Here is a 24,556-nt window from a genome sequence, read left to right on the forward strand (position 1 = left end):
AATTTTATATAACAGAAATAAAAATATATTAGTACAGTGGTGATTGAAACAATTGTAATTTGTATTATCATTATAGTGAAAAATTATTACGCAAAGGATTTGACGCGTTTAGATGAATGGTGTAAACTCGAATATGGGTTGAGTTGTTGTATCAATGTAGTTACATAAAAAACTGATACAGAATAAGATGTTAGAGAATAAAAAAATGATGTCAAATACACATCAGGCTTTTATTCATGTTTTTGGGGTAATCTAACTTAGTGGATTTTATTTTTATTTTATCTTTTGATTAGAAAGGAAGATGTGATCAAATGGCTTCAAAACTTAAGAATGCAGAGCTCAATGCGAAGAACGCACTTGAGGCTGTCGAAAATCAATTTGAAACTCTTCAAATTTTAAATGAAGAAGGCGAAGTTGTTAACGAAGCAGCAATGCCGGAACTAACGGATGACCAGCTTCAGGAACTTATGCGCCGCATGGTTTATACACGTATCCTAGATCAACGTTCAATTTCCTTAAACCGTCAAGGCAGACTAGGATTTTATGCACCAACTGCAGGGCAGGAGGCATCACAATTAGCTTCCCAATTCGCTCTTGAAAAAGAAGATTTTATATTACCTGGGTACCGTGATGTACCACAATTAATTTGGCATGGACTGCCTTTATATCAAGCATTTTTATTCTCACGCGGACACTTCCAAGGTAACCAAATTCCTGAAGGTGTAAATGTCCTATCACCACAAATTATTATTGGTGCACAGTATATTCAAGCTGCCGGAGTTGCCTTAGGGTATAAAAAGAGTGGCAAGAAAGCTGTTGCTATTACCTACACTGGTGACGGCGGTGCTTCTCAAGGGGATTTCTATGAAGGAATTAACTTTGCAGGCGCGTTTAAAGCACCAGCGATTTTTATTGTGCAAAATAATCGATTTGCGATTTCTACTCCAGTTGAAAAACAATCAGCTGCAAAAACAATTGCTCAAAAAGCGGTTGCGGCAGGTATCCCTGGAATTCAAGTTGACGGGATGGATCCATTAGCTGTCTATGCAGCAGTTCGTGATGCACGTGAACGTGCTGTCAACGGTGAAGGGCCAACGTTAATCGAGACTTTAACTTACCGATATGGTCCACATACTATGGCTGGTGATGATCCTACCCGTTATCGTACGGCTGATCTTGATAATGAATGGGAAAAGAAAGATCCTTTAGTACGTTTCCGTAAGTTCCTTGAAAAGAAAGGTCTATGGAATGAAGAGAAGGAAAATCAAGTAATCGAACAAGCCAAAGATGATATTAAAGAGGCAATCAAAAAAGCGGATGCTGCACCAAAGCAAAAGGTTACTGACCTTATGTCCAACATGTTTGAGGAAATGCCTTATAACTTGAAAGAACAGTATGAAATCTATAAAGCAAAGGAGTCGAAGTAAGTCATGGCTCAAATGACAATGATTCAAGCTATTACCGATGCACTGCGTACAGAGCTTCGGAAAGATCCAAATACATTGGTTTTCGGTGAAGACGTTGGTGTAAACGGTGGTGTATTCCGTGCCACTGAAGGCTTACAGAAAGAATTTACAGAGGACCGTGTGTTTGACACTCCTCTTGCTGAATCGGGAATTGGAGGATTGGCGATTGGTTTGGCGTTGACTGGATTCCGCCCAATCCCTGAAATTCAATTCTTTGGATTTGTTTTTGAAGTTATGGATTCCATTGCTGGTCAAATGTCTCGTATGCGCTACCGTTCCGGCGGCCGCTATAAAATGCCAATAACTGTTCGTTCTCCATTTGGCGGAGGTGTTCATACACCTGAGCTTCATTCAGACAGTTTGGAAGGTTTAATGGCTCAAACGCCTGGTTTAAAAGTTGTTGTTCCATCCACACCATATGATGCTAAAGGATTATTGTTGTCTGCAATCCGTGATAATGACCCAGTCATTTTCCTTGAGCATTTAAAATTATACCGTGCATTCCGCCAAGAGGTTCCTGAAGAAGAATATACTATTCCTCTTGGGAAAGCTGATGTTAAGCGTGAGGGTACAGACCTATCCATTATTACTTACGGAGCCATGGTTCATGAATCATTAAAGGCAGCGGATGAATTAGCAAAAGAGGGACATTCCGTCGAAGTTATTGACCTTAGAACTATTAGTCCTCTTGATATTGACACCATTATTGCGTCAGTTGAAAAAACAGGACGGGCAATTGTAGTTCAAGAAGCACAAAAGCAAGCGGGAGTAGCAGCAAACGTGGTTGCCGAAATCAATGATCGAGCTATTTTAAGCTTAGAAGCTCCTGTTTTACGTGTTGCTGCAGCGGATACGATTTATCCTTTCTCTCAAGCAGAATCTGTTTGGCTGCCAAATTATAAAGACGTTATTGAGACAGCGAAAAAAGTATTATCATTCTAATTCTTTTCTACAGAAATCTAACTAAAATAGGAGGATGAATCCAAGTGAGCGCAACCGCAACCACATTTCAATTTAAAATGCCTGACATTGGTGAGGGTATTCACGAAGGTGAAATTGTCAAATGGTTCATCAAACCAGGCGATAAAGTTCAGGAAGATGATGTTCTTTGTGAAATCCAAAATGATAAAGCAGTCGTTGAAATTCCTTCACCCGTAGAAGGAACTGTTTTAGAAGTATTAGTTGGAGAGGGAACTGTAGCAACTGTTGGGCAGGTCCTTGTAACCTTTGATGCACCAGGATATGAAAATTTACAATTTAAGGGCGACCATGGTGACGAAGCTCCAGCTCCGGCGGAAACACCGGCAGCACCAGCACCAGTCCCTGCGCCAGAAGCAAAGACAGAGGCAGCTCCTGCTCCGGCACCAGTCCCTGCTCAGCCGCAAGCAGAAGTTGATCCAAACCGCCGTATCATTGCAATGCCATCTGTTCGAAAATATGCACGCGATAAAGGTGTGGAAATTGCTTTAGTTGCAGGAACAGGAAAAAATGGCCGGATTATGAAAGCTGATATTGATGCATTCCTATCTGGCGGCGCACAAGCAGCAGCACCACAAGCTGCCGCTGAAGCTCCTGTTCAAGCAGAAACTCAGGCAGCAGAAGCTCCAAAAGCAGCTGCTCCAGTACCACAGGGAGAATACCCTGAAACTCGTGAAAAAATGAGCGGAATCCGCAAAGCAATTGCCAAAGCAATGGTGAATTCCAAGCATACAGCTCCGCACGTAACTCTAATGGATGAAGTGGATGTTACAAAGCTTGTGTCACATCGTAAGAAATTCAAAGAAGTTGCCGCTGCAAAAGGCATCAAGCTGACTTTCTTGCCGTACATCGTAAAAGCATTAACAAGTGCGTTACGTGAGTTCCCTGCGCTTAATACATCTCTAGATGATTCAACAAGTGAAATTATTCATAAGCATTACTATAATATTGGAATTGCTGCCGACACAGAAAAAGGCTTATTAGTTCCAGTTGTAAAAGATGCAGATCGAAAGTCAGTTTTCTCAATCTCTAATGAAATAAATGAACTGGCTACAAAAGCACGTGATGGTAAGCTTGCACCTAATGAAATGAAGGGTGCTTCATGTACAATTTCCAATATTGGTTCTGCAGGAGGACAATGGTTTACTCCGGTAATCAACCATCCTGAAGTAGCGATTTTGGGTGTAGGCAGAATTGCTGAAAAACCAATTGTAAGAGACGGTGAAATTGTCGCTGCTCCGGTATTGGCACTTTCATTAAGTTTCGATCACCGTATGATTGACGGTGCAACAGCACAAAATGCATTAAATCACATCAAGCGATTGTTAAACGATCCAGAACTATTGTTAATGGAGGCGTAATAAATGGTAGTTGGAGATTTCCCAATTGAAACAGATACTATAGTCATTGGAGCAGGTCCTGGTGGATATGTTGCAGCCATTCGTGCTGCCCAGCTAGGACAAAAAGTAACGATAGTTGAAAAAGAATATGTCGGCGGTGTATGCCTGAATGTAGGATGTATTCCTTCTAAAGCTTTAATAGCTGCAGGACATCGTTATGAAACAGCCAAACATTCAGAAAGCTTTGGTATTACTGCTGAAAATGTAAAAGTTGACTTTACAAAGGTTCAAGAATTTAAAGCTGGAATCGTGAATAAGTTAACTGGTGGTGTAGAAGGACTATTAAAAGGTAATAAAGTAGACATTGTACGTGGTGAAGCGTATTTTGTTGATGCTACTACATTAAGGGTAATTAATGATGATTCAGCTCAAACATATACCTTTAAGAATGCAATTATTGCAACTGGATCCCGTCCTATTGAGCTGCCAACATTTAAATATTCAAAACGAGTTCTTAATTCAACGGGTGCATTAAATTTAAATGAAATTCCTGAAAAAATCGTTGTCATTGGCGGCGGTGTCATTGGAATCGAACTCGGTGGAGCCTATGCAAACTTTGGCAGTCAAGTAACAATACTAGAAGGTGCTGAGGAAATTCTAGGTCTTGGCACATTTGATAAGCAAATGGCAGCACTTGTTAAGCGCACCATGAAGAAAAAAGGCGCGGAATTCTATACAAAAGCGTTAGCCAAGGGTGTAGAAGAAACTGAAACTGGTGTGATTGTCACTTTTGAAACAAAAGGTGAAGAAAAGAAAATTGAAGCTGATTACGTTTTTGTCATGGTTGGGCGTCGTCCTAACACGGATGAAATGGGACTTGAACAAGTTGGTGTAAAATTATCTGACCGCGGTCTTATTGAAATTGATAAGCAATGCCGGACAAATATTAGTAATATCTATGCGATTGGTGATGTTGTTGCTGGACCACAACTGGCACATAAGGCATCCTATGAAGCAAAAATTGCGGCTGAAGCGATTGCCGGCCACCCTTCTGAAATTGATTATTTAGGAATTCCAGCCGTTGTTTTCTCTGAGCCAGAGTTGGCTTCTGTTGGATACACAGAATCACAGGCAAAAGAGGAAGGTATTGAAGTGATTTCTGCTAAATTCCCATTTGCAGCAAATGGCCGTGCCCTATCTCTTGACAGTGGTGATGGCTTCTTAAAATTAATTACCCGTAAAGAAGATGGTTTAGTAATTGGTGCACAAATTGCAGGTGCAAGTGCGTCAGATATGATTGCCGAACTTGGTCTAGCAATTGAAGCAGGAATGACTGCTGAAGACCTTGCTATGACCATTCATGCGCATCCAACTCTTGGTGAAATAACAATGGAAGCAGCTGAGGTTGCACTAGGAAGCCCAATCCATATTATGAAGTAATAGTATAAATAAAGTCCTTTTCCTTGTCATAAAGGAAAGGACTTTATTTTTTTTTAGCGAATAAATATATAGATAAATGTATTTGTGTGGTGATAAATATGAGGGTCTATATTGTCATGATGCTGCAATTTATCATTTGGAGTGGATATACTTTTATTGAATGGTTATCAAAACATGATCAATTAATTTATAAGGTTATTATGTTCTTTGTATTTTTTTATTTAGCATATTTAATTGGCAATCAAGTTACAAAATCAGCTCGGAAAACGCTCTTCATTACATCCTTAAGCTTAATTATTTATACCTCCATTCACTATACAATGGCCCTTTTTACCCATTAAAAAAAGCCCCCTTAAGGGTGCTTTCATTGTTTATTTTCTTGGATAATAATACATGACTCTTTCATTAAAAAGATGCAGTTCACCTTGTAATTTCTTTGCGAGGAATTTACAAAATTCATTAGCCTTCCCTTTATCTCCGAAGGTGGATTGTTCAGGCAGGGTCACTTGTATGTAAGACTGTTCTCGTTCTTGCCCATTTTCCTCTCGAATGGTTTCTTTGTCTATCCCCAATAAAATAGCCCGGTAACGGTCATGGCCAGAATATAAATAAAACCAGGAGCCTTTTCCTTCATTGGTTTCCTTAATTTCATAAGGGAAAGCAGATTCTCCATACTGCCAGTTAAGTTGATCACCTGTTTTAGATGTAATGTCTTTATAAAAATGAAATAGTTCCTTTACCTCTTCAATAGATATAGTTTGTTTCGCAGATGAAGGCACAAGTTTAATAAATGCATTTTCAGCCATCATCATTCCCCCTCACTAGTCCGTTAATAGATGCCCTTCTATTCTAGCACTGAACAAAAAGTGATGACAACAATTACAAATAAAATGTCAAGATTTCTTGTCATTTTTCCAAAAATAAATTATAATAATATTCTAAATATTTAAATAAAAGGAGGAGTCAAATGGAATTATTTGATAAGCTCTATGATGAGCACGAAAATGCAAAAGTGAGGTTTATCGGCTTTACAACTGAACATACCCGCTATGACTTTGGTATTATTTACACAAATATGTTTTTCGGAAAACCTCTTGTCATCTGCATGCAAACTGGCCGTTCAACTCTCCTCGACCCCAAAGATATTGAAGATATTGATTACCTTCAAACCGTATTCCGTATCCCTGATAAACAGCAGGCTTCTGATTTGGCTGAATTCTTTAGTGAAGCAATACCGGCTGCACCCTTCGTCACCCAATATGAATAATGATTTAAAAAAGGCCCAAAGGGTCTTTTTTTATGCTTATTTTTTTAAATGTGACATACAAATTAGGCTTGAAAAATTAAATGTGATATATTATTATTGTCTTAAGGGATATTTAAACGCTTTCAAAGTATTGATCATTCAATTAATGAAAAGGGGATTGGACAGATGGGTACTCTTGTATGCCAAACTTGTAACTCTACAATTGATCATTTTGAAGATGAAAAAGTAACAGTGCTTTATTCTAAGTGCAATTGTTGCCAAGACCAGCATAGTCACGAAGAAGTATAAATAATTGTCATTATAAAATTAAAACAGGATTCCGTAATTGGAATCCTGTCTTTTTATTTTATGGCTTTATATTCTTTAATAACGTGAATCATTTTCAGTTCATCATCTTCTGGTCCTTGAACAGGCAGGCCAACTTCCAGGTTTTTCGTTATATAATAAAGGTTTTCTTTTGTAATGATTTCACCAGGAATAAAAATTGGGATACCAGGCGGGTAGACCATAACAAATTCCGCAATGATCCTTCCTTCTGATTTGGCAAATGGAATCACTTCCGTATCCGCATAAAAGGCATCTCTTGGTGTTAATGCAAGCACAGGGATCTCAGGAAGCAAGACTTCTAAGGGTTCTACTTTTTCTGCACGGTGTGAGCATTCTTCAGCTAAATCTTTTAAGGCAGTAACTAGAAGATCTGCCTCATATTCGGTATCCCCTAATGTAATGATGCAAAGTATATTATATAAGTCTGATAATTCAACTTCAATATTATGTTTTTCTCTAAGCCATTTTTCAACATCATAACCGGTTAATCCTAAATCTTTAACAGAAATGATCAACTTAGTCGGATCAAAATCATAGGTGGCTTTTGAACCTAATATTTCTTCGCCGACGCAATATATATGGTCAATTTCGTTAATTCTTTTTCGGATTGACTGGGCTAGCCTTATCGTTCTATCAATTAATTCTTTTCCTTTCGTTGCTAGCTGCTTTCTTGCTACGTCAAGTGAAGCAAGCAATAGATAGGATGTTGAGGTTGTTGTCAACATGCTTAAAATGGATTGAACATGTTTAACAGAAACAAGACCTTCTTTTACATTTAGGATGGAGCTTTGTGTCATTGAACCGCCCAGCTTATGAACACTAGTAGCTGCCATATCCGCACCAGCCTGCATAGCAGAAAGCGGCAGATCATCATGGAAATGAATATGAACTCCATGTGCTTCATCAACAAGGACAGGAACATTATAAGAATGGGCTATCTCAACTATTTTCTTTAGGTCAGCAGAGATGCCGAAGTAGGTCGGATTGATAACGAGAACCCCTTTTGCATCAGGGTGCTGCTCGAGAGCCTTTTCAACAGACTCAGTTGTTATTCCATGGGAGATCCCTAGTTCTATATCGATTTCTGGATGAATAAATACAGGAATTGCTCCAGAAAAAACGATAGCCGACATGACGGATTTATGGACGTTTCTTGGTACGATGATTTTTTCTCCAGGACCACATACGGCCATAACCATCGTCATGATAGCTCCGCTTGTGCCTTGTACTGAGAAAAAAGTATGATCGGCACCAAAGGCTTTTGCGGCTAAATCTTGAGCCTCCTTAATCATCCCCTTTGGGGAATGCAAATCATCAAGCGGTCCAATATTAATTAAGTCAATAGACAGGGCATTGTCACCGATAAAATTTCGAAATTCCGGATCAATTCCAGCCCCTTTTTTATGGCCAGGAATATGGAATTGTATCGGATTTCTTTTTGCATGCTTTAATAACCCGCTAAATAACGGTGTTTGATTTTGCGACAATTTATAACCACACCTCTTTATCAAAAAAATACACATTTTTTCATTTAATAAACATAAAACAAAAGCATTATAGCACTAATCGTTTACATTGCATAGATTTATTGTTTAGTTTTCCTTTTTAACAGGAAAATTACCCTTTTAGAACGAAATAAGAAAGCATGAAAATTTTTAGGAGGAATTTAAATTGAAGTGGCAAACAAGGGTAACAGATATTCTTAACATTCGCTATCCCATTATTCAAGGGGGACTTGCCTATTTAGCCTATTCCGAATTGGCAGCAGCGGTTTCTAATGCCGGCGGCCTTGGTCAAATAACCGCGATGTCTTTAGCTAATCCAGAGCAGCTGAGAGAAGAAATAAGGAAGGTAAAGCAATTAACTAATCATCCATTTGGTGTTAATTTTGCCATTGGTCAGCACGGCAGGCCATTCTCTGACATGCTGCAGGTAGCCATTGATGAAGAAGTACCGGTTGTTTCGATGACAGGCGGCAATCCAGCCCCTATTTTTGAACAATTAAAAGGAACATCAATAAAAACACTCGTACTCGTGGCCGCAAGAAGACAGGCGGTTAAAGCGGAGGAACTGGGAGCCGATGCAGTGATGGTAGTGGGTCAGGAGGGCGGAGGGCATCTTGGCCGTGACGATATCGGTACAATGGTGCTCATTCCACAAGTTGTTGATAGTGTTTCAATCCCGGTCATTGCTTCAGGGGGAATAGGTGACGGCAGAGGGTTGATGGCAGCACTAAGTTTAGGGGCTGAAGGAATTGAAATGGGAACAAGGTTTATTGCCACAAAAGAATGTGTTCATGCAAATGAGGTATATAAACAAGCATTAGTAGCAGGTACAGAAACCGATACGGTGGTTATTAAACGTTCTATAGGCGCACCAGCCCGGGCGATAGCAAACAGCTGGACTGAAAAAATCATTGAAATTGAAAAAAATAAGGGTGATTATGATAATTTAAAAGATTTTATTAGTGGTATGGCTAATAAACGGTACATATATGAGGGAACTGTTGATGAAGGCTTCGCATGGGCTGGACAGGTAATGGGCCTTATTAAAGATGTACCAACAGTTGCAGAACTATTCGAGAGAATGATTAACGATGCGGAACAAATTCGTGCCAAATGGGGAAAATAAGGTATGATACTCTTGAATGATTAGTAAGAGGTGAAGAAATGGAGTACCAATACCCGATTGATTATAGCTGGACAACTGATGAAATCGTTGATGTCATTAACTTTTTTGAAGCAATTGAGAGGGCTTATGAAAAAGGAATTGAACGCGATGAGGTAATGAAGATTTACCGCCGTTTTAAAGAAATTGTCCCAAGTAAAGCGCAGGAGAAAACGCTTTGTGGAGAATTTGAGGAAATAAGCGGCTATTCATCATACCATACTATAAAAAAGGCAAAAGAAGCATCATCAGGAGAACGCATATTTATGAGGTAAAAAGAAAAAGCTCCCGAATTTTGTTCAGGAGCTTTTTCTTATTTTATGTTTTGAGCGATTTTATAAAGCGGGGTTACTTGATTAAAAACTTCATCAATTTTTTGTAAGAGTCCATCTGCCCCCATTTCAATTACGGTTTCTCTGCCAATCGTATACCCACATAATAATTCTGCTTTTTTTATGTTTTGAAACCGATCAAATAGAGATTGTAAATCCTTTTTTGTCATATCCCCGTGTATAAAAACATCAGGCTTCATATGATCACCAGACCATACATAGTCTTTTGGCGTTTCTTTGAAAAGTTTATTTATCTTTTTAACCAGCCTTGCCCCAATCACTTCTTTTTGCGGAGCTTCATAAATAACGGCAAACCAAATGAATAAATGGGTGTTCCATAAGCCTATTTGAAAATGAGGCAGCATCTTATAACCTCGGGAATTATTTGCGAAGGCTACCCATGTGTCCTTTGGCGGATTGATTGTCCTTCTGGCATGCTTTGCAACATGGACAAACATTTCGTCCCCTGTTATCTGTGATAACGTTGGTGCGAAATATTCACCTAAGTTTTCTAATTTAGGACGAATTGTTTCTTTTAGTGCCTCCATTCTAGCCTCTAATCCATCTATTAAAAAGACATCAAAATCTTCATTCGTAAATCCTTTGAAATCCACCATTTCTTTACCCCCAACCAGCCATTTGTCATATATTGTAGCATATCAGGGAAAAGACAAGAAGTTTGAAGCTTTTCTAGGTTAGAGCACATATTTGTTGCAAGATAACAATTTGACTCATATTATACAGTAAAAAAAATAATCTGAAAAATGGGAAAAATATTCGAAAGGGGAGGAGAAGTGTGAAACAATTGATGAATACTTCATTAAAAAAAGCAAGTGATAAGGAAAGAACCGCGGTTTTAAGATTGGAAATGGATTATGAATTAGCAGTATTATTTGAGGCGATTGAAGAAAAAAATGAAAAGAAAATGAAAGAATGCAAACAAAAGTTAGAAAAAATCCGCCAAGAATTATTACGATTAAAAGCATTTTAATTGAGATGTTTCTAAGGGGTAACAAGTTAGAATGAAGATTGATATACTACTTATCTAAAACGAACTCCAAACAGTGAGGGGAGTTCGTTTGTTATTGTGCAGCGATAAATAAATGTCGGCCAAAAGTTGATATGGATGATTATTTTGATTAAGCTATAAATACTACTACATAGGAATTTCGAGAAATAATCCATTTATATTTGGAGGGGAATCATGAATTGGGAAAGTATTTATGCCAATGCAAAGGAATGGGTAATAGAAGCTGGTGACAGGATCCGTTCCTCCTTTGATAAAACATTAAATATTCAGACGAAATCAAACCCTAATGATCTAGTCACGAATATGGACAAGGAAATTGAACAATTTTTTATTGCGAAAATAAAAGAGGTTTATCCTGAGGATAAAATCATGGGGGAAGAGGGGTTTGGAGACAAACTGACAAGCCTTGAAGGCATCGTTTGGATAATTGACCCAATTGATGGAACGATGAACTTTATCCATCAACAAAGGAATTTCGCGATTTCCCTTGGAGTGTATGAAAACGGTGTAGGAAAAATTGGGATTATTTATGATGTGGTACATGATGAGTTATATCATGCATTTAGTGGGAAAGGGGCATATTTAAATGAAAATCCTATTCCTCGCCTAGAGGAAACGACCGTACAGGAATCGATAATTGCCTTGAATGCCACATGGGTAATGGAGAATCGTCGAATCGATCATAATTTAATGATACCATTAGTACGGGCTGCTAGAGGAACAAGGTCGTATGGAACAGCTGCCCTTGAAATGGTGTTCGTGGCTACGGGAAGAGTGGATTCATATATCTCCATGAGGTTATCGCCATGGGATTATGCTGCTGGGGTGGTTATAATAGAGGAACTAGGCGGGATTGTTACAAATTTAAGAGGAGAAAAGCTGGATTTTCTAACCCAGGACTCCCTTTTTGCTGCCAAACCAGGTCTTCACCAGACGATACTGAAGGAATATTTAAAGGATGGAAGATGGTAAAAGAAGCCAAAACAATTGGCTTCTTTTTTATAGTTTTCCGTTTTCACGCATTCTTTTTTTTGCGGAAAAACCTAGTCCCATTATAACAATCACAGCTAGTATACAGCCGATAATACCAAGAACGCTTTTTTCACTTATGGCAACGCCTATCCCCATAATGCTTGCTGCTGCTAAAATTGCATAAATCAGTAATGGCCATTTAATGTTTTTCATTATTTTTGCCCCTCAAATTTATATTTATTTTTATTCTACATAAAATGCTTTTAGGTTTCCACTTTAATTATGGTATAATGTTTTAGTTGTAAATGGGAAACTATAAATAGTTTTATTTTTTATAGAATAAAGGCAGGAGTGGAAATTTTTGAAAATTAGAGAAGATATTCGTAATATAGCGATAATCGCCCACGTTGACCATGGAAAAACAACGTTGGTTGACCAATTGTTAAAACAATCAGGTACATTCCGTTCGAACGAACACGTGGAAGAGCGTGCGATGGACTCGAATGATTTGGAAAGAGAACGCGGAATTACTATCCTTGCAAAAAATACAGCGATTCAGTATAAAGATACTCGAATCAATATTTTGGATACACCTGGACACGCTGACTTTGGTGGAGAAGTAGAGCGTATTATGAAAATGGTTGATGGGGTATTGCTTGTGGTTGACGCCTACGAAGGATGTATGCCGCAAACTCGTTTTGTTCTAAAGAAAGCATTAGAACAAAACTTAACACCAATTGTTGTGGTCAATAAAATTGACCGTGACTTTGCGCGTCCTGCAGAAGTAATCGATGAAGTGATTGATTTATTTATCGAGCTTGATGCTACAGAGGACCAGCTTGAGTTCCCAGTTATCTATGCATCAGCTATAAATGGTACAGCCAGCACTGACCCAGACAAGCAAGACGAAAACATGCAATCCTTGTATGATGCCATTGTTGAGCATATTCCTGCACCGATTGATAACCGTGAAGAACCGCTTCAATTCCAGGTAGCACTTCTTGATTATAATGATTATGTCGGAAGAATCGGAATCGGCCGCGTTTTCCGTGGAACAATGAAGGTTGGACAGCAAGTTGCATTGATGAAATTAGACGGATCTGTAAAACAATTCCGTGTTACCAAAATTTTTGGTTTCTTTGGATTAAAACGGGAAGAAGTTCAGGAAGCAAAAGCTGGAGATTTAATTGCTGTTTCCGGTATGGAAGATATTAATGTTGGTGAAACGGTTTGTCCTGTTGAACATCAGGAAGCATTGCCAATTTTAAGAATCGATGAACCAACACTTCAAATGACTTTTGTAGTTAATAACAGTCCATTTGCTGGAAGAGAAGGTAAGTATTTAACCTCGAGAAAAATTGAGGAAAGACTTCGAGCTCAATTACAAACAGATGTCAGCTTGCGTGTTGAAAATACCGACTCACCTGATGCTTGGATTGTATCTGGCCGTGGAGAGCTCCATTTATCTATTTTGATTGAAAATATGCGTCGTGAAGGCTATGAACTTCAAGTTTCAAAGCCGGAAGTTATCGTAAAAGAAATTGATGGTGTTCGTTGTGAACCGATTGAAAGAGTTCAAATCGATGTTCCAGAAGAGCATACAGGTTCTGTAATGGAATCCATTGGTGCCCGTAAAGGTGAAATGCTTGATATGATTAACAACGGAACCGGTCAGGTTCGTTTGATCTTTAATGTTCCTGCTCGCGGCTTAATTGGCTATACTACAGAGTTCTTAACAATGACTCGTGGTTATGGAATTATTAATCATACTTTCGATAGCTATCAGCCGATGGTGCAAGGGAATGTTGGAGGCAGACATCAAGGTGTACTTGTTTCCATGGAATCTGGAAAAGCTTCTACCTATGGTATCATGCAGGTTGAAGATCGTGGCACGATATTTGTTGAACCAGGAACAGAAATTTACGAAGGCATGATCGTCGGAGAGCACACTCGTGAAAATGACTTAACTGTCAATATTACGAAGATGAAACAAGCAACGAATGTTCGTTCCGCTAATAAAGACCAAACATCTGTCATTAAGAAACCACGAATCATGACATTAGAGGAATCATTAGAGTATTTAAATGATGACGAATATTGCGAAGTAACTCCTGAATCAATCCGTCTTCGAAAGAAGATTCTTGATAAAAACGAACGTGAAAAAATGGCGAAAAAGAAGAAATACGCTGAAATGAGTTAATTTAGGAGGTTTTGTCGTGGATGTTGCAGAACGGCTCTCATTCTTTGCTGCACTCTATAAGGTAAGCGAACAACCCAAAGTCGGTATGTGGCTTTTATATTTAACAATTGTGGCATTATCAATTGTTGTTTATAAACTAGGTTTTGCCAAAAAGCTGCCGCTTGGAAAATCAATTATCATTTACATCTTTTTATTTGTAGGGTGTACAATTCTTACTTTTTTGGGAATCTTTTTGCCTGTTGCCGAGGGTCTTGTCGTTGCGGCTTTGATCTTAATAATTTATAAAATCCGCTTACACCAATCAAAGAAGCAGCAGACGGAAGCAAAATAACGGGGGAACAGGAAAATGAATTCCTTACAGGATGCACTTTATAATTGGCTTACGATTAAGATAGTCTGTGATGCTCGTCCCGATGATACAGCCGCTCAAGAAACGCTTGATCTTTTTGATGATATTTTATCCTCGCAGCATCATGTATTGAACATAGAAATCACTACCGATGATATGATGTATTATTTGTCTTATCAACAAAATGGGGAAAACAAAAAAACGCGGTATCCCCGTGAATTGATTGAGGTAATGCTCAATCAAATTAATCAAGAGCCAGATAAGTATGAGAACTACCCAATCGAAGAATAAAAAAGAAGGCATATTCCATAAAGGGGATATGCCTTCCTTTTTATTACCAATCATCTTTCTCCGATTTTGCTCGATAAAACTTAAAATTACCCGTGTCTATTCTGGCATTTGTTTTCTCAGCAATTCTCTCGCTGCAGCTTTTACACATATATGTATGGATAGGGCGATTTCGGAGCCGCTTTGCTGCTAATGACTCATCTTCAATCGCTTCAATTTTATCGCAAATTACACATTTCACTCTCATTAAAGCACCTCTTAATTTATTTATCAAAATGGAATAATTTTATTATACTATACCAGTTCAATGGGCGTTACGTAAAATAAGTGTTTAAGTTGTTAAAAAAAAGGGATAGTAGTAATATGAGAATGTCTGTTTTAAAATAGATATTTGGAAATAATAAAGGGGTTGTAAAAATGGCAAATCAGGTAGAGGAAAGGCTAATAAAGCCTTTATATGATGAACTGCAAAAGGAAAGATTCGTTACATTAGCCACAATTGATCATGAAACTGGAGGCCCTAATGTTAGTGCAATTTCCTGGGTACTAGCGAAAGATGAAAGTACGCTTTACTTTGCAGTCGATAACCGTTCGAGAATTCTCGAGAATATTAAAAATAATAATAAAGCCGTCATAAATTTAATTGCAAACGAATCTACATATTCAATTCAGGGAGAAGCAATCATTAAAGAAGAAAGACTTCCAGAAGTTCCGTTAAAATTGGCTTTGGTGGAGATAACTATTAAAGAAGTTAGAGATGTAATGTTTTACGGGTCAAAAATTGTGACAGAAGTACAATACGATAAAACATATGATAAAAATGCAGCAGAAAAATTAGATCGACAGGTTATGGAAGCAATGAGAAAAGCTTAGGAAATCCTAAGCTTTTTTTCATTAACTTTGTAAATGTCCCTTAAAAAGTTCTAAATGCAACAAAGGTTACAAAAAGAGCCTTATTTATAATGATTCGATTGGTCTTCCTGTTCCTTTTTAAGCTTTTTTTCTTCGTCTGATGGCAGCTTTTTGTCCGGTTTTTCAGTTGCGTTTTTCGGACTTGGTGTAATTAAGTCTCCTGGTATCTCAGGCATTAGGCGCCCTGCAACATCTGCCAGCTCCTCCATAATCCCTTGAACAGGTCTTCCTTTATTAATATCTGCTTGTATTTCTTTTAAACGCTGGGTTGTATCAGCGTCAGCCACGACAACTGCATTGGCCCCATATGGATCCTTTTTTAAGCTCTCGGCTACAGAATATTTAATGGAGCCTACCTGGGAGCGATCAATTTTTGCATTTACGTCAATTCCGACAATCGCATATTTACCTAAAACAACGGCTGTTGCATCATTAACACTTGGTATACTGGTTGCCAATTTGACTAACCGCTTGGATATTTGCTGTCCTGTTTTGCGATCAACATTTTCAATATAACTGTTTTTAACATTCACTAACGACTGATTTCCATTTTTGGCAATTTCTTTATTATTATTGATATTACAGCCGCTAAGAAGTAAACAGATAGTAAATGACATCAAGAAATACTTCATTTTAACCCCACCTTCAAGAAAGTCTTGTTAACATTTATTGTGCGGAACGTCTTCTATCTTTATTCCAATAAACATATATTTTACCAAAGTCCAATCTAGCAAAAGGTTTGTTTAATCCATATTTAACAAGCCTTACACCAAGTGAAGCGGAGGCGTCGCTTTGAGCAAAATATACGTGTTAGATACAAATGTCTTGCTGCAAGACCCGTATTCCATTTTCTCCTTTGAAGACAATGATGTTGTTATTCCGGCAGTCGTTCTCGAAGAAGTGGACTCAAAGAAGAGGTACATGGATGAAGTCGGGAGAAATGCAAGACATGTATCAAGATTAATTGATGGTCTTCGGGCCTCAGGCAAGCTTCATGAAAAGATTCCACTCGAAAATGGGGGGACAATCAGAATCGAGTTAAATCATCGCACCTTTCATGAACTTCAAGACATTTTTATTGAAAAAACAAATGACAACCGCATCCTTGCGGTGGCGAAAAATTTATACTTAGAAGAGCAAACAAAGGAAAATGGAAAACCGGTAATTCTTGTCAGTAAAGATGCTCTTGTCAGAGTAAAAGCTGATGCAATTGGCTTAGATGCAGAGGATTTTTTAAATGACCGTGTTGTGGAAATCGATCATATATATACGGGTTTTTATGAAGTATTTATAGCAATTGAGTTATTAGGCCGCTTTTATGAAAAAGGAGAATTAATTCTTTCAGAAATCGCGAATCATCCTTTTTATCCAAATCAGTTTCTTATCATGAAAGATTCCAATGGCAGTTCAGCTTCAGCAATAGGGATGGTCGATAATACAAGTAAAAAAGTGAAGAAATTGGTGTTAAATCAAGAACATGTTTGGGGGATTCATCCAAGGAATGTCCAGCAAACGATGGCAATTGAATTATTGCTGCGCAAGGATGTACCACTTGTCACCTTAATTGGCAAAGCAGGAACAGGGAAAACCTTGCTAGCCCTTGCCGCTGGATTGATGCAGACAGAGGATTTTCGGGAATATAAAAAGCTCTTGGTCGCGAGGCCAATCGTACCTGTTGGAAAGGATTTGGGGTTTTTACCGGGAGAAAAGCAGGAAAAGCTGCGTCCGTGGATGCAGCCTATCTACGACAATTTAGAATATCTATTTAATACCAAAAAACCAGGTGAATTAGATGCTATTTTAGCTGGAATGGGCTCAATTGAGGTTGAGGCATTAACATATATTCGCGGCAGAAGTTTACCAAAACAATTTATTATCATTGACGAAGCGCAGAACCTAACAAAACATGAAGTTAAAACGATTTTAACTCGTGTAGGAGAGGGAAGTAAAATTGTATTAATGGGTGACCCGGAACAAATTGATCATCCATATCTTGATGCCTATAACAATGGTCTGACGTATGTCGTGGAACGGTTCAAAGACCAGGTCATTTCAGGCCATGTGAAACTATTAAAAGGGGAAAGATCTGGTTTGGCAAGACTTGCCGCGGATTTACTATAATGTAAATAATAAAACGGGCGCCGCTTGGCACCCGTCTTATTATTTAAGCTTGAACCCTGTTACATTTTTAATAGGATTTTCCTGATTAGAACCATTTCCCATATAAACATGAACAGGACCATCAAGGGATAATGGTTTGCCGTTATTAGAAAAGCCCAGTATTAACTCATAGGCCTCATTAAGGGGAAACTCATAATCCTTGTCGGAACATTGCACGACAAGAGTACTAGCATCATCGGTTGGTTCCGCATTTTGCAAAAATGGCTTAATAGGAATTCCAAAGGTGCCAGTCAAAACTTTTACTTTTTCAAAGTTCTTCTCTGTCTTTAAAGTGGGCGGATAGATTGCTCCTTCAGTAATCTCACGATCCCAATGCTTTGAAACAGCTTTTGTATACTCCTCCAATGCATTCACATTCTCTTTTTCCTTCGAAAAATAAGTGGTTAAATCAACGCGGCGGTCGTCGAAAATCCAGACACCTGGATCAAGAGTTATCGTATATTTCACTTTTCCTGTAATCATCAAAATATTTTCCATTGTTTTACCCCCTAAAGTTCACAATAATAAGTATAGCTTTTTTTAAAAGGAATGTCATAATCCATGCAGTAAACCTTATTGTTCTTGCAATTTTTGATAGTAAAAGGTAAAATTTATAGATAAGTTGAATAATCGCTCTGAAATGGGGGGATGAATGTTGGCGTCTGAAATGATCGTGAATCACCAGGAAAAAGCCTTTGCTTTATTGCAGGCTGACGCTGAAAAAATTTTAAAGCTTATCAAAGTGCAAATGGACAATCTCACGGCCCCTCAATGTCCTCTTTATGAAGAGGTGTTGGATACGCAAATGTTTGGCCTTTCAAGAGAAATAGACTTTGCTGTTCGATTAGGCTTAATAGATGGTAAAGATGGAAAGGCGATCTTAGATAAATTAGAAAGAGAATTATCCGCCTTGCATGACGCATCTTTAAGAAAATAAACGTCATTAACTCAAACAATAGAATGGAATTGTTTGGGTTTTTTGTTAATCAATTTATTCAGAATATTCTCTATTGAATGAATATCTTAACGGTAACATTTCCTCAAGTAATGAACAGCGGAATCCATTATAATAATACATGTAAATTAATTTTGAAAATGAGGAAATAAAAAATGGTTAAAAAAATATTAAAATCCTATGATTATACATTAATAATTGCCATAATCCTATTATGTGCTTTTGGTCTGGTAATGATTTATAGTGCCAGTATGGCTTATGCTGTCCAAAGATATGAAGTTGCCAGCGATTTTTTCTATCAAAGACAAAAAATATTTTTGCTAGGTTTTGCTTTGATCTTTATCATTTCAGCTATCATTCCATATAAAATGATGCAGTTTACTAAATGGTTTCAGGTCCCAATGGTATTTGCATCAATTATTATCTTGCTTGGTTTATTCGTTTTTGGACAAACAAAGAATAATGCACAGAGTTGGTATCAAATAGGCACTTTTTTATTTCAACCCGCTGAGTTTGTAAAGCTGGCTGTGATTATTTATTTAGCGTCTGTTTATGCAAAAAAGCAAGCCTATATCAATCAATTTAATAAGGGTGTCCTGCCGCCCTTGGTATATTTGTTTGTAGTATGTTTTCTTATTATTATTCAGCCAGACTTTGGTACGGCATTCATCATTGCCCTTATTGCAGCTACTATCATTTTATCCTCTGGGATGAATCCAAAAAGTATTGCTAAATTAGTAATATCGGCTCTAATCATTCTTATCCCGGTAATTATAGTCTTATGGGCAACTGGAAAGTTATTTTCTGCTGAGCAAATGAGCCGTTTTCACGTTCTAAGAAATCCCTTTGCTGATGCTGAGGATGCTGGATTTCACTTAGTAAACTCATATATAGCCATTGGCTCTGGAGGGGTTAATGGACTTGGTTTAGGAAAAAGTATTCAAAAACTTGGCTATTTACCTGAATCACATACTGACTTTATTATGGCTATTATTGCAGAAGAACTAGGAATTTGGGGTGTTGGCTTCGTCATTCTATTATTGGCTTATGTTGTATTAAGAGGAATTTATATAGGTGTACAATGTAAAGACCCATTTGGAAGTCTGCTAGCAATTGGGATATCAAGCATGATTGGAATCCAAACCTTTATCAATCTAGCTGGTGTATCAGGAATTATTCCACTAACTGGTGTACCACTTCCATATATTAGCTACGGTGGTTCATCCCTATTAATGCTTGCTGCCGCAACTGGAATTCTTGTTAATGTTTCGATGTTTGTCAAATATGAAAAAAAATATAAAAATAATCAGGAACAAATTGAAAAAAAACAACAAAATCGTGATGGAAATGTTTTTTATCTTTAATCAAAACGCGGGGGCCTTTTAAGATCCTCGCGTTTTTGAAAATACATAGAATTTGAGGTGCTACTAGTGACTAGACAAATCAATAAGGTGTTGGTTGCCAACAGGGGAGAAATAGCGATTAGGGTTTTTCGCGCCTGCACAGAACTGAATATTCGGACTGTTGCGATTTATTCCAAGGAAGATTCTGGAGCCTATCATCGTTATAAGGCAGATGAAGCTTATTTAGTTGGGGAAGGCAAAAAACCAATTGACGCCTATTTGGATATTAATGGCATTATTGCTATTGCTAAAAAAAGCGGAGCCAATGCCATCCATCCGGGATATGGATTTTTGTCTGAAAATATTCATTTTGCAAAACGATGTGAAGAAGAAGGGATAATTTTTATTGGTCCGACCTCGAAACACCTTGATATGTTTGGAGATAAGGTAAAAGCAAGACAGCAGGCCGAGTTAGCGGATATTCCCGTTATTCCTGGAAGTGATGGTCCTGTAAATAATCTAGCCGAAGTAGAGGATTTTACAGAGAAGCATGGATACCCGATCATTATTAAAGCTTCACTGGGCGGTGGGGGCCGTGGGATGAGAATCGTCAGAAGCCGTGAAGAGGTTAAGGAAGCATTTAACCGTGCGAAGTCTGAAGCGAAAGCGGCATTTGGGAATGACGAAGTGTATGTGGAAAAGCTTATTGAAAAGCCAAAGCATATTGAAGTGCAAATCATCGGTGACAAGCAGGGGAATATAGTCCATCTGTTTGACAGGGATTGCTCTGTACAAAGGCGGCACCAAAAAGTAGTCGAGGTTGCTCCAAGTGTCTCTATTTCTAATGAATTGCGGGGCAGGATATGCGATGCAGCAGTAAAATTAATGAAAAATGTATCCTACCTAAATGCTGGTACTGTTGAATTTCTTGTCGCTGGAAATGACTTTTATTTTATTGAGGTAAACCCGCGGGTACAAGTTGAACATACCGTAACGGAAATGGTAACAGGAATTGATATCGTGCAAACGCAGGTTTTAGTTTCTGAGGGCCATGACCTTCATGGTCCGATTATTGGGATTCCTGAGCAGGATAAAATCCAGCTGAATGGGTTCGCCATTCAGTCGCGTGTTACCACAGAAGATCCCCTTAATAATTTTATGCCAGATACAGGAAGAATCATGGCTTATCGCTCTGGCGGAGGATTTGGCGTAAGGCTGGATGCTGGAAATGGTTTTCAAGGTGCGGTGATTACACCATATTATGATTCATTGCTTGTTAAGCTCTCAACATGGGCATTATCTTTTGAACAAGCTGCTTCTAAAATGGTTCGAAATTTACAGGAATTTAGAATAAGAGGAATTAAAACAAATATTCCTTTTTTAGAAAATGTAGTTAAACATGAGAAGTTTAGAAATGGAGAATATGATACGTCTTTTATTGACACGACCCCTGAGCTGTTTATGTTCCCTGTACGGAAAGACCGTGGAACCAAAATGCTTAGCTATATTGGAACAGTTACCGTAAATGGCTTTCCTGGCATTGAAAAAAAGAAAAGACCTGTATTTTCAAAGCCAAGAATTCCAGCTTTACCATATGACCTGCCATACCAAGAGGGAACAAAGCAAATATTAGATAAGTATGGTGCTGAGGGACTGATTGATTGGGTTAAAAGTCAAAAGCAAGTTTTATTAACGGATACGACATTCAGGGACGCTCATCAGTCCTTATTAGCAACTCGTATGAGGACAACAGATATTGTTCACATTGCCGAACCTGCAGCAAAACTTTTACCAGAGTTATTTTCTTTTGAAATGTGGGGTGGTGCCACATTTGATGTGGCCTATCGTTTCTTAAAAGAGGATCCTTGGAATCGTTTATTAACATTACGTGAAAAAATTCCAAATGTTTTGTTTCAGATGTTGATACGCGGTGCGAATGCCGTCGGATATAAAAACTACCCTGACAATCTAATTAAAGAGTTTGTTCAGCAATCGGCCTCTGCCGGAATTGATGTGTTTCGAATTTTCGACAGCTTAAACTGGGTTAAAGGAATGGAGACGGCCATAGATGCCGTTAGACAAACAGGAAAAATTGCAGAGGCATCCATTTGTTACACCGGTGATATTTTAGACCCAACAAGAACCAAATATAATCTGGCCTATTATAAATCATTGGCTAAAGAACTTGAGAAACAAGGGGCTCATATTTTAGGAATAAAGGATATGGCAGGCTTATTGAAGCCGGAAGCAGCCTATAGGCTAGTATCCGAATTAAAAGAAGCGGTTGATATTCCAATCCATCTCCACACACATGATACCAGTGGAAATGGAATTTTCACTTATGCACGTGCCATAGATGGTGGTGTAGATATCGTGGATACGGCCCTAAGTACAATGGCGGGCTTAACCTCCCAGCCAAGTGCTAATTCTTTACATTACGCTCTTGAAGGATCAAACAGGAAACCGGCCGTTAATATCGCTTCACTTGAAAAGTTATCCTATTACTGGGAGGATGTCCGAAAGTATTATCAGGATTTTGAAAGTGGCATTTTATCACCTCATTCCGAGGTTTATCAGCATGAGATGCCTGGGGGACAATACAGTAATCTTCAGCAGCAGGCTAAAGCAGTCGGGCTGGGAGAACAGTGGGATGAAGTTAAAGATATGTATTCCCGTGTAAATAAGATGTTTGGAGACATTGTTAAGGTTACCCCTTCCTCAAAGGTAGTCGGCGATATGGCATTATTTATGGTGCAAAATGAGCTGTCAGAGGAGGATGTGTTACAAAAGGGGCAGTCACTTGATTTTCCTGATTCTGTTATTGAATTATTTGAAGGATATCTTGGACAGCCTCATGGAGGTTTTCCTGAGGAACTGCAAAAAGTGATTTTAAAAGGAAAAAAACCATTGGAGGTAAGACCGGGAGAGCTGCTAGAATCCATTGATTTTGAACAGCTAAAGAAAGAGTTATATCAAGAACTCGGCAGACAGGTTACTACCTTTGAAATTATCTCCTATGCACTGTATCCAAAGGTATTCCTGGAATATATCAAGACGGTTGAACAATTCGGAGAAATTTCAGTACTCGACACCCCAACATTTTTATATGGAATGCGATTGGGTGAAGAAATAGAAGTAGAGATCGAAACAGGGAAAACACTGATTGTAAAGCTTGTCTCCATAGGTCAGGCCCAAGCTGATGGAACAAGAATTGTGTATTTTGAATTAAATGGACAGTCTCGTGAAGTGGTTATTAAAGATGAAAGTATTAAAGCGACGGTATTATCCAGGTTAAAAGCTGATCCAAAAAATGAACTCCATCTTTCGGCCTCGATGCCAGGAACAGTAATAAAGGTACTGGTAGAGAAAGGGGAAAGGGTAGAACGCGGAGATCATTTAATGATTACGGAAGCGATGAAAATGGAAACTACCGTTCAAGCACCATTTACAGGGATAATTAAGGACATTTATGTAGTAAATGGAGATGCTATTCAGACGGGGGATTTATTGCTTGAATTAAATAAGGCTTAAAAAAAGAGCTGCCGAAAAGATTTCGGCAGCTCTTTTTAGTGATTCCTTTTTGTCCTCGAATATAAAAGGATAAAGTAACTTAAAACACCAAACAGGCATGTTATAAAGAAGGCATGCAGCAGAGCGATATATAGATTTAAGCTGGTAAAAATAATCAAAGCTCCTGCAATCACTTGTAAGCAGACAAGGATGAAGGCAATAATCCAGCCCCAATATAGAACTTTTTGGTTCTTATAATGGCGAACGGCTAAAAGAGTAATGTAGGCAATCCAGATAAAAATGATTCCTGCCGCAGCCCTATGTCCCATTTGCACCCATTCGTACATATTACTCGGAAGGGCAGGCGCGTCATTCAGACACAATGGCCAATCCCGGCAAACAAGGCTTGATTTTGTATGGCGCACAAGAGCTCCGGAATAAATGACCAAATAACTATAAATAGATACGGCTACAATATGGAATCTCATTCGCTTATCGATAACCAGTTTTTCTGCTTCAAATTTTTTATCAACCTCAAAAATAAGCAAGGTTAACAAAAACACAGATGCGAACGAAATGAGGGAAATCCCAAAATGCAAAGCAAGCACAAAATCAGATTGGCCCCATTTCACAGCGGCAGCGCCAATTAAGCCCTGCAGAAGTAAAAAAAAGAAGGAAAGTAAAGAAAGAAATTTTGTTTCCCTTATATGACCAATTTCCTTCCAGGACCAAATGGATAGAACTAACACCATGATTCCACCTACACCTGAGACAAGCCTATGGGCGAGTTCAATGATTAATTTGGGAGATACTTCTAAGGGTAGAAACTTCCCATGACATAAAGGCCAAGTATGGCCGCATCCCATTCCAGAACCAGTTTTTGTAACTAAAGCCCCTCCAATTAATATAAAGATCATTACGATTGTAGTGGCTACAGCCAACCACTTCAAAGAGCGTTGCAAAAAATTCACCTCTTAAAAAGTTCAATCATTTGTCAAAGAATTTCCTTGACAGTATAAT

At 38.3% G+C, this 24,556-nt stretch carries 27 protein-coding genes; 19 read left to right on the forward strand and 8 right to left on the reverse strand.

Annotated elements, in window-relative coordinates; translation table 11 throughout:
- Positions 1 to 311 precede the first annotated feature (311 nt).
- From pdhA to V7161_RS19660, 5 genes are all read left to right on the forward strand, one after another.
- On the forward strand, positions 312 to 1,427 hold the full coding sequence (gene pdhA, locus V7161_RS19640; protein WP_223595194.1) for a pyruvate dehydrogenase (acetyl-transferring) E1 component subunit alpha: 1,116 nt from the start codon (positions 312 to 314) through the stop codon (positions 1,425 to 1,427).
- Between the two features lie 3 nt (positions 1,428 to 1,430).
- On the forward strand, positions 1,431 to 2,408 hold the full coding sequence (locus tag V7161_RS19645; RefSeq protein ID WP_335714598.1) for an alpha-ketoacid dehydrogenase subunit beta: 978 nt from the start codon (positions 1,431 to 1,433) through the stop codon (positions 2,406 to 2,408).
- Between the two features lie 77 nt (positions 2,409 to 2,485).
- Positions 2,486 to 3,805 (forward strand): dihydrolipoamide acetyltransferase family protein, encoded by a 1,320-nt coding sequence (locus tag V7161_RS19650; RefSeq protein ID WP_335714698.1) that lies wholly within the window; start codon positions 2,486 to 2,488, stop codon positions 3,803 to 3,805.
- 3 nt (positions 3,806 to 3,808) lie between these two features.
- Positions 3,809 to 5,224, forward strand: a complete 1,416-nt coding sequence (gene lpdA, locus V7161_RS19655) for a dihydrolipoyl dehydrogenase (protein WP_335714599.1) — start codon at positions 3,809 to 3,811, stop codon at positions 5,222 to 5,224.
- A gap of 98 nt (positions 5,225 to 5,322) precedes the next feature.
- Positions 5,323 to 5,565 (forward strand): hypothetical protein, encoded by a 243-nt coding sequence (locus V7161_RS19660; protein WP_335714600.1) that lies wholly within the window; start codon positions 5,323 to 5,325, stop codon positions 5,563 to 5,565.
- Positions 5,566 to 5,595: 30 nt separating this feature from the next.
- Here the strand turns inward: V7161_RS19660 and V7161_RS19665 are convergent, their stop codons facing one another.
- Positions 5,596 to 6,030, reverse strand: coding sequence for a DUF1885 family protein (locus tag V7161_RS19665; protein ID WP_335714601.1), 435 nt, complete (start codon positions 6,028 to 6,030; stop codon positions 5,596 to 5,598).
- 161 nt (positions 6,031 to 6,191) lie between these two features.
- Here V7161_RS19665 and V7161_RS19670 point away from each other — a divergent pair, with 161 nt between their 5' ends.
- Together V7161_RS19670 and V7161_RS19675 are read left to right on the forward strand one after the other, a co-directional pair.
- The gene (locus V7161_RS19670) at positions 6,192 to 6,491 is read left to right on the forward strand and encodes a DUF3055 domain-containing protein (protein WP_335714602.1); all 300 of its coding nucleotides are present in this window, start codon (positions 6,192 to 6,194) and stop codon (positions 6,489 to 6,491) included.
- A 165-nt stretch (positions 6,492 to 6,656) separates the two neighbouring features.
- Positions 6,657 to 6,779 carry a GapA-binding peptide SR1P gene (locus V7161_RS19675; protein WP_335714603.1) on the forward strand — a complete coding sequence of 41 codons (123 nt, stop codon included), beginning with the start codon at positions 6,657 to 6,659 and terminating at the stop codon, positions 6,777 to 6,779.
- A gap of 53 nt (positions 6,780 to 6,832) precedes the next feature.
- Here the strand turns inward: V7161_RS19675 and V7161_RS19680 are convergent, their stop codons facing one another.
- On the reverse strand, positions 6,833 to 8,305 hold the full coding sequence (locus V7161_RS19680) for an aminotransferase class I/II-fold pyridoxal phosphate-dependent enzyme (protein ID WP_335714604.1): 1,473 nt from the start codon (positions 8,303 to 8,305) through the stop codon (positions 6,833 to 6,835).
- Positions 8,306 to 8,489: 184 nt separating this feature from the next.
- On the opposite strand from V7161_RS19680, the gene V7161_RS19685 reads away from it, so the two are divergent.
- Together V7161_RS19685 and V7161_RS19690 are read left to right on the forward strand one after the other, a co-directional pair.
- Positions 8,490 to 9,449 carry an NAD(P)H-dependent flavin oxidoreductase gene (locus V7161_RS19685; protein ID WP_335714605.1) on the forward strand — a complete coding sequence of 320 codons (960 nt, stop codon included), beginning with the start codon at positions 8,490 to 8,492 and terminating at the stop codon, positions 9,447 to 9,449.
- 38 nt (positions 9,450 to 9,487) lie between these two features.
- On the forward strand, positions 9,488 to 9,760 hold the full coding sequence (locus V7161_RS19690; protein ID WP_335714606.1) for a UPF0223 family protein: 273 nt from the start codon (positions 9,488 to 9,490) through the stop codon (positions 9,758 to 9,760).
- 38 nt (positions 9,761 to 9,798) lie between these two features.
- On the opposite strand, the gene V7161_RS19695 is transcribed toward V7161_RS19690, so the two are convergent.
- Positions 9,799 to 10,434, reverse strand: coding sequence for a YktB family protein (locus tag V7161_RS19695; RefSeq protein WP_335714607.1), 636 nt, complete (start codon positions 10,432 to 10,434; stop codon positions 9,799 to 9,801).
- A 179-nt stretch (positions 10,435 to 10,613) separates the two neighbouring features.
- On the opposite strand from V7161_RS19695, the gene V7161_RS19700 reads away from it, so the two are divergent.
- Together V7161_RS19700 and V7161_RS19705 are read left to right on the forward strand one after the other, a co-directional pair.
- Positions 10,614 to 10,808: a hypothetical protein gene (locus V7161_RS19700; protein WP_335714608.1), complete on the forward strand. Its 195-nt coding sequence runs from the start codon at positions 10,614 to 10,616 to the stop codon at positions 10,806 to 10,808.
- Between the two features lie 210 nt (positions 10,809 to 11,018).
- Positions 11,019 to 11,819: an inositol monophosphatase family protein gene (locus V7161_RS19705; protein ID WP_420491647.1), complete on the forward strand. Its 801-nt coding sequence runs from the start codon at positions 11,019 to 11,021 to the stop codon at positions 11,817 to 11,819.
- A 27-nt stretch (positions 11,820 to 11,846) separates the two neighbouring features.
- On the opposite strand, the gene V7161_RS19710 is transcribed toward V7161_RS19705, so the two are convergent.
- Positions 11,847 to 12,032, reverse strand: a complete 186-nt coding sequence (locus V7161_RS19710; protein WP_335714610.1) for a YlaF family protein — start codon at positions 12,030 to 12,032, stop codon at positions 11,847 to 11,849.
- Positions 12,033 to 12,180: 148 nt separating this feature from the next.
- On the opposite strand from V7161_RS19710, the gene typA reads away from it, so the two are divergent.
- From typA to V7161_RS19725, 3 genes are read left to right on the forward strand one after another with little or no spacing between them, the layout of a single operon-like run.
- Positions 12,181 to 14,019 carry a translational GTPase TypA gene (typA, locus tag V7161_RS19715; protein WP_335714611.1) on the forward strand — a complete coding sequence of 613 codons (1,839 nt, stop codon included), beginning with the start codon at positions 12,181 to 12,183 and terminating at the stop codon, positions 14,017 to 14,019.
- Between the two features lie 16 nt (positions 14,020 to 14,035).
- Positions 14,036 to 14,350, forward strand: coding sequence for a YlaH-like family protein (locus V7161_RS19720; protein ID WP_223595923.1), 315 nt, complete (start codon positions 14,036 to 14,038; stop codon positions 14,348 to 14,350).
- A gap of 15 nt (positions 14,351 to 14,365) precedes the next feature.
- Complete coding sequence (locus V7161_RS19725) at positions 14,366 to 14,659, forward strand: hypothetical protein (RefSeq protein ID WP_335714612.1); 294 nt, start codon at positions 14,366 to 14,368, stop codon at positions 14,657 to 14,659.
- A 43-nt stretch (positions 14,660 to 14,702) separates the two neighbouring features.
- Here the strand turns inward: V7161_RS19725 and V7161_RS19730 are convergent, their stop codons facing one another.
- Positions 14,703 to 14,903 (reverse strand): YlaI family protein, encoded by a 201-nt coding sequence (locus V7161_RS19730; RefSeq protein ID WP_223595927.1) that lies wholly within the window; start codon positions 14,901 to 14,903, stop codon positions 14,703 to 14,705.
- 170 nt (positions 14,904 to 15,073) lie between these two features.
- Between V7161_RS19730 and V7161_RS19735 the strand changes: the two genes are divergently transcribed.
- A complete protein-coding gene (locus V7161_RS19735; RefSeq protein ID WP_223595929.1) occupies positions 15,074 to 15,529 on the forward strand; it encodes a pyridoxamine 5'-phosphate oxidase family protein in 456 nt (151 codons plus the stop codon).
- Positions 15,530 to 15,609: 80 nt separating this feature from the next.
- On the opposite strand, the gene V7161_RS19740 is transcribed toward V7161_RS19735, so the two are convergent.
- Complete coding sequence (locus V7161_RS19740; RefSeq protein ID WP_335714613.1) at positions 15,610 to 16,200, reverse strand: YhcN/YlaJ family sporulation lipoprotein; 591 nt, start codon at positions 16,198 to 16,200, stop codon at positions 15,610 to 15,612.
- A 160-nt stretch (positions 16,201 to 16,360) separates the two neighbouring features.
- Here V7161_RS19740 and V7161_RS19745 point away from each other — a divergent pair, with 160 nt between their 5' ends.
- On the forward strand, positions 16,361 to 17,689 hold the full coding sequence (locus V7161_RS19745; RefSeq protein WP_335714614.1) for a PhoH family protein: 1,329 nt from the start codon (positions 16,361 to 16,363) through the stop codon (positions 17,687 to 17,689).
- Between the two features lie 39 nt (positions 17,690 to 17,728).
- Here V7161_RS19745 and V7161_RS19750 read toward each other — a convergent pair whose 3' ends face one another.
- Complete coding sequence (locus V7161_RS19750; RefSeq protein ID WP_335714615.1) at positions 17,729 to 18,226, reverse strand: peptidyl-prolyl cis-trans isomerase; 498 nt, start codon at positions 18,224 to 18,226, stop codon at positions 17,729 to 17,731.
- A 157-nt stretch (positions 18,227 to 18,383) separates the two neighbouring features.
- Between V7161_RS19750 and V7161_RS19755 the strand changes: the two genes are divergently transcribed.
- The 3 genes from V7161_RS19755 (at position 18,384) to pyc (ending at position 23,557) form a co-directional block, all read left to right on the forward strand.
- Positions 18,384 to 18,665, forward strand: coding sequence for a YlaN family protein (locus tag V7161_RS19755; protein WP_223596031.1), 282 nt, complete (start codon positions 18,384 to 18,386; stop codon positions 18,663 to 18,665).
- Positions 18,666 to 18,838: 173 nt separating this feature from the next.
- Entirely contained in the window at positions 18,839 to 20,047 is a 1,209-nt protein-coding gene (locus V7161_RS19760) for an FtsW/RodA/SpoVE family cell cycle protein (protein WP_335714616.1), read from the forward strand.
- Positions 20,048 to 20,113: 66 nt separating this feature from the next.
- The gene (pyc, locus tag V7161_RS19765) at positions 20,114 to 23,557 is read left to right on the forward strand and encodes a pyruvate carboxylase (protein WP_335714617.1); all 3,444 of its coding nucleotides are present in this window, start codon (positions 20,114 to 20,116) and stop codon (positions 23,555 to 23,557) included.
- A gap of 35 nt (positions 23,558 to 23,592) precedes the next feature.
- Here the strand turns inward: pyc and V7161_RS19770 are convergent, their stop codons facing one another.
- Positions 23,593 to 24,498, reverse strand: coding sequence for a COX15/CtaA family protein (locus V7161_RS19770; protein ID WP_289982420.1), 906 nt, complete (start codon positions 24,496 to 24,498; stop codon positions 23,593 to 23,595).
- Between the last annotated feature and the right edge of the window lie 58 nt (positions 24,499 to 24,556).

This window comes from Neobacillus drentensis, from assembly GCF_036965425.1.
Classification (GTDB): domain Bacteria; phylum Bacillota; class Bacilli; order Bacillales; family Cytobacillaceae; genus Neobacillus; species Neobacillus drentensis_F.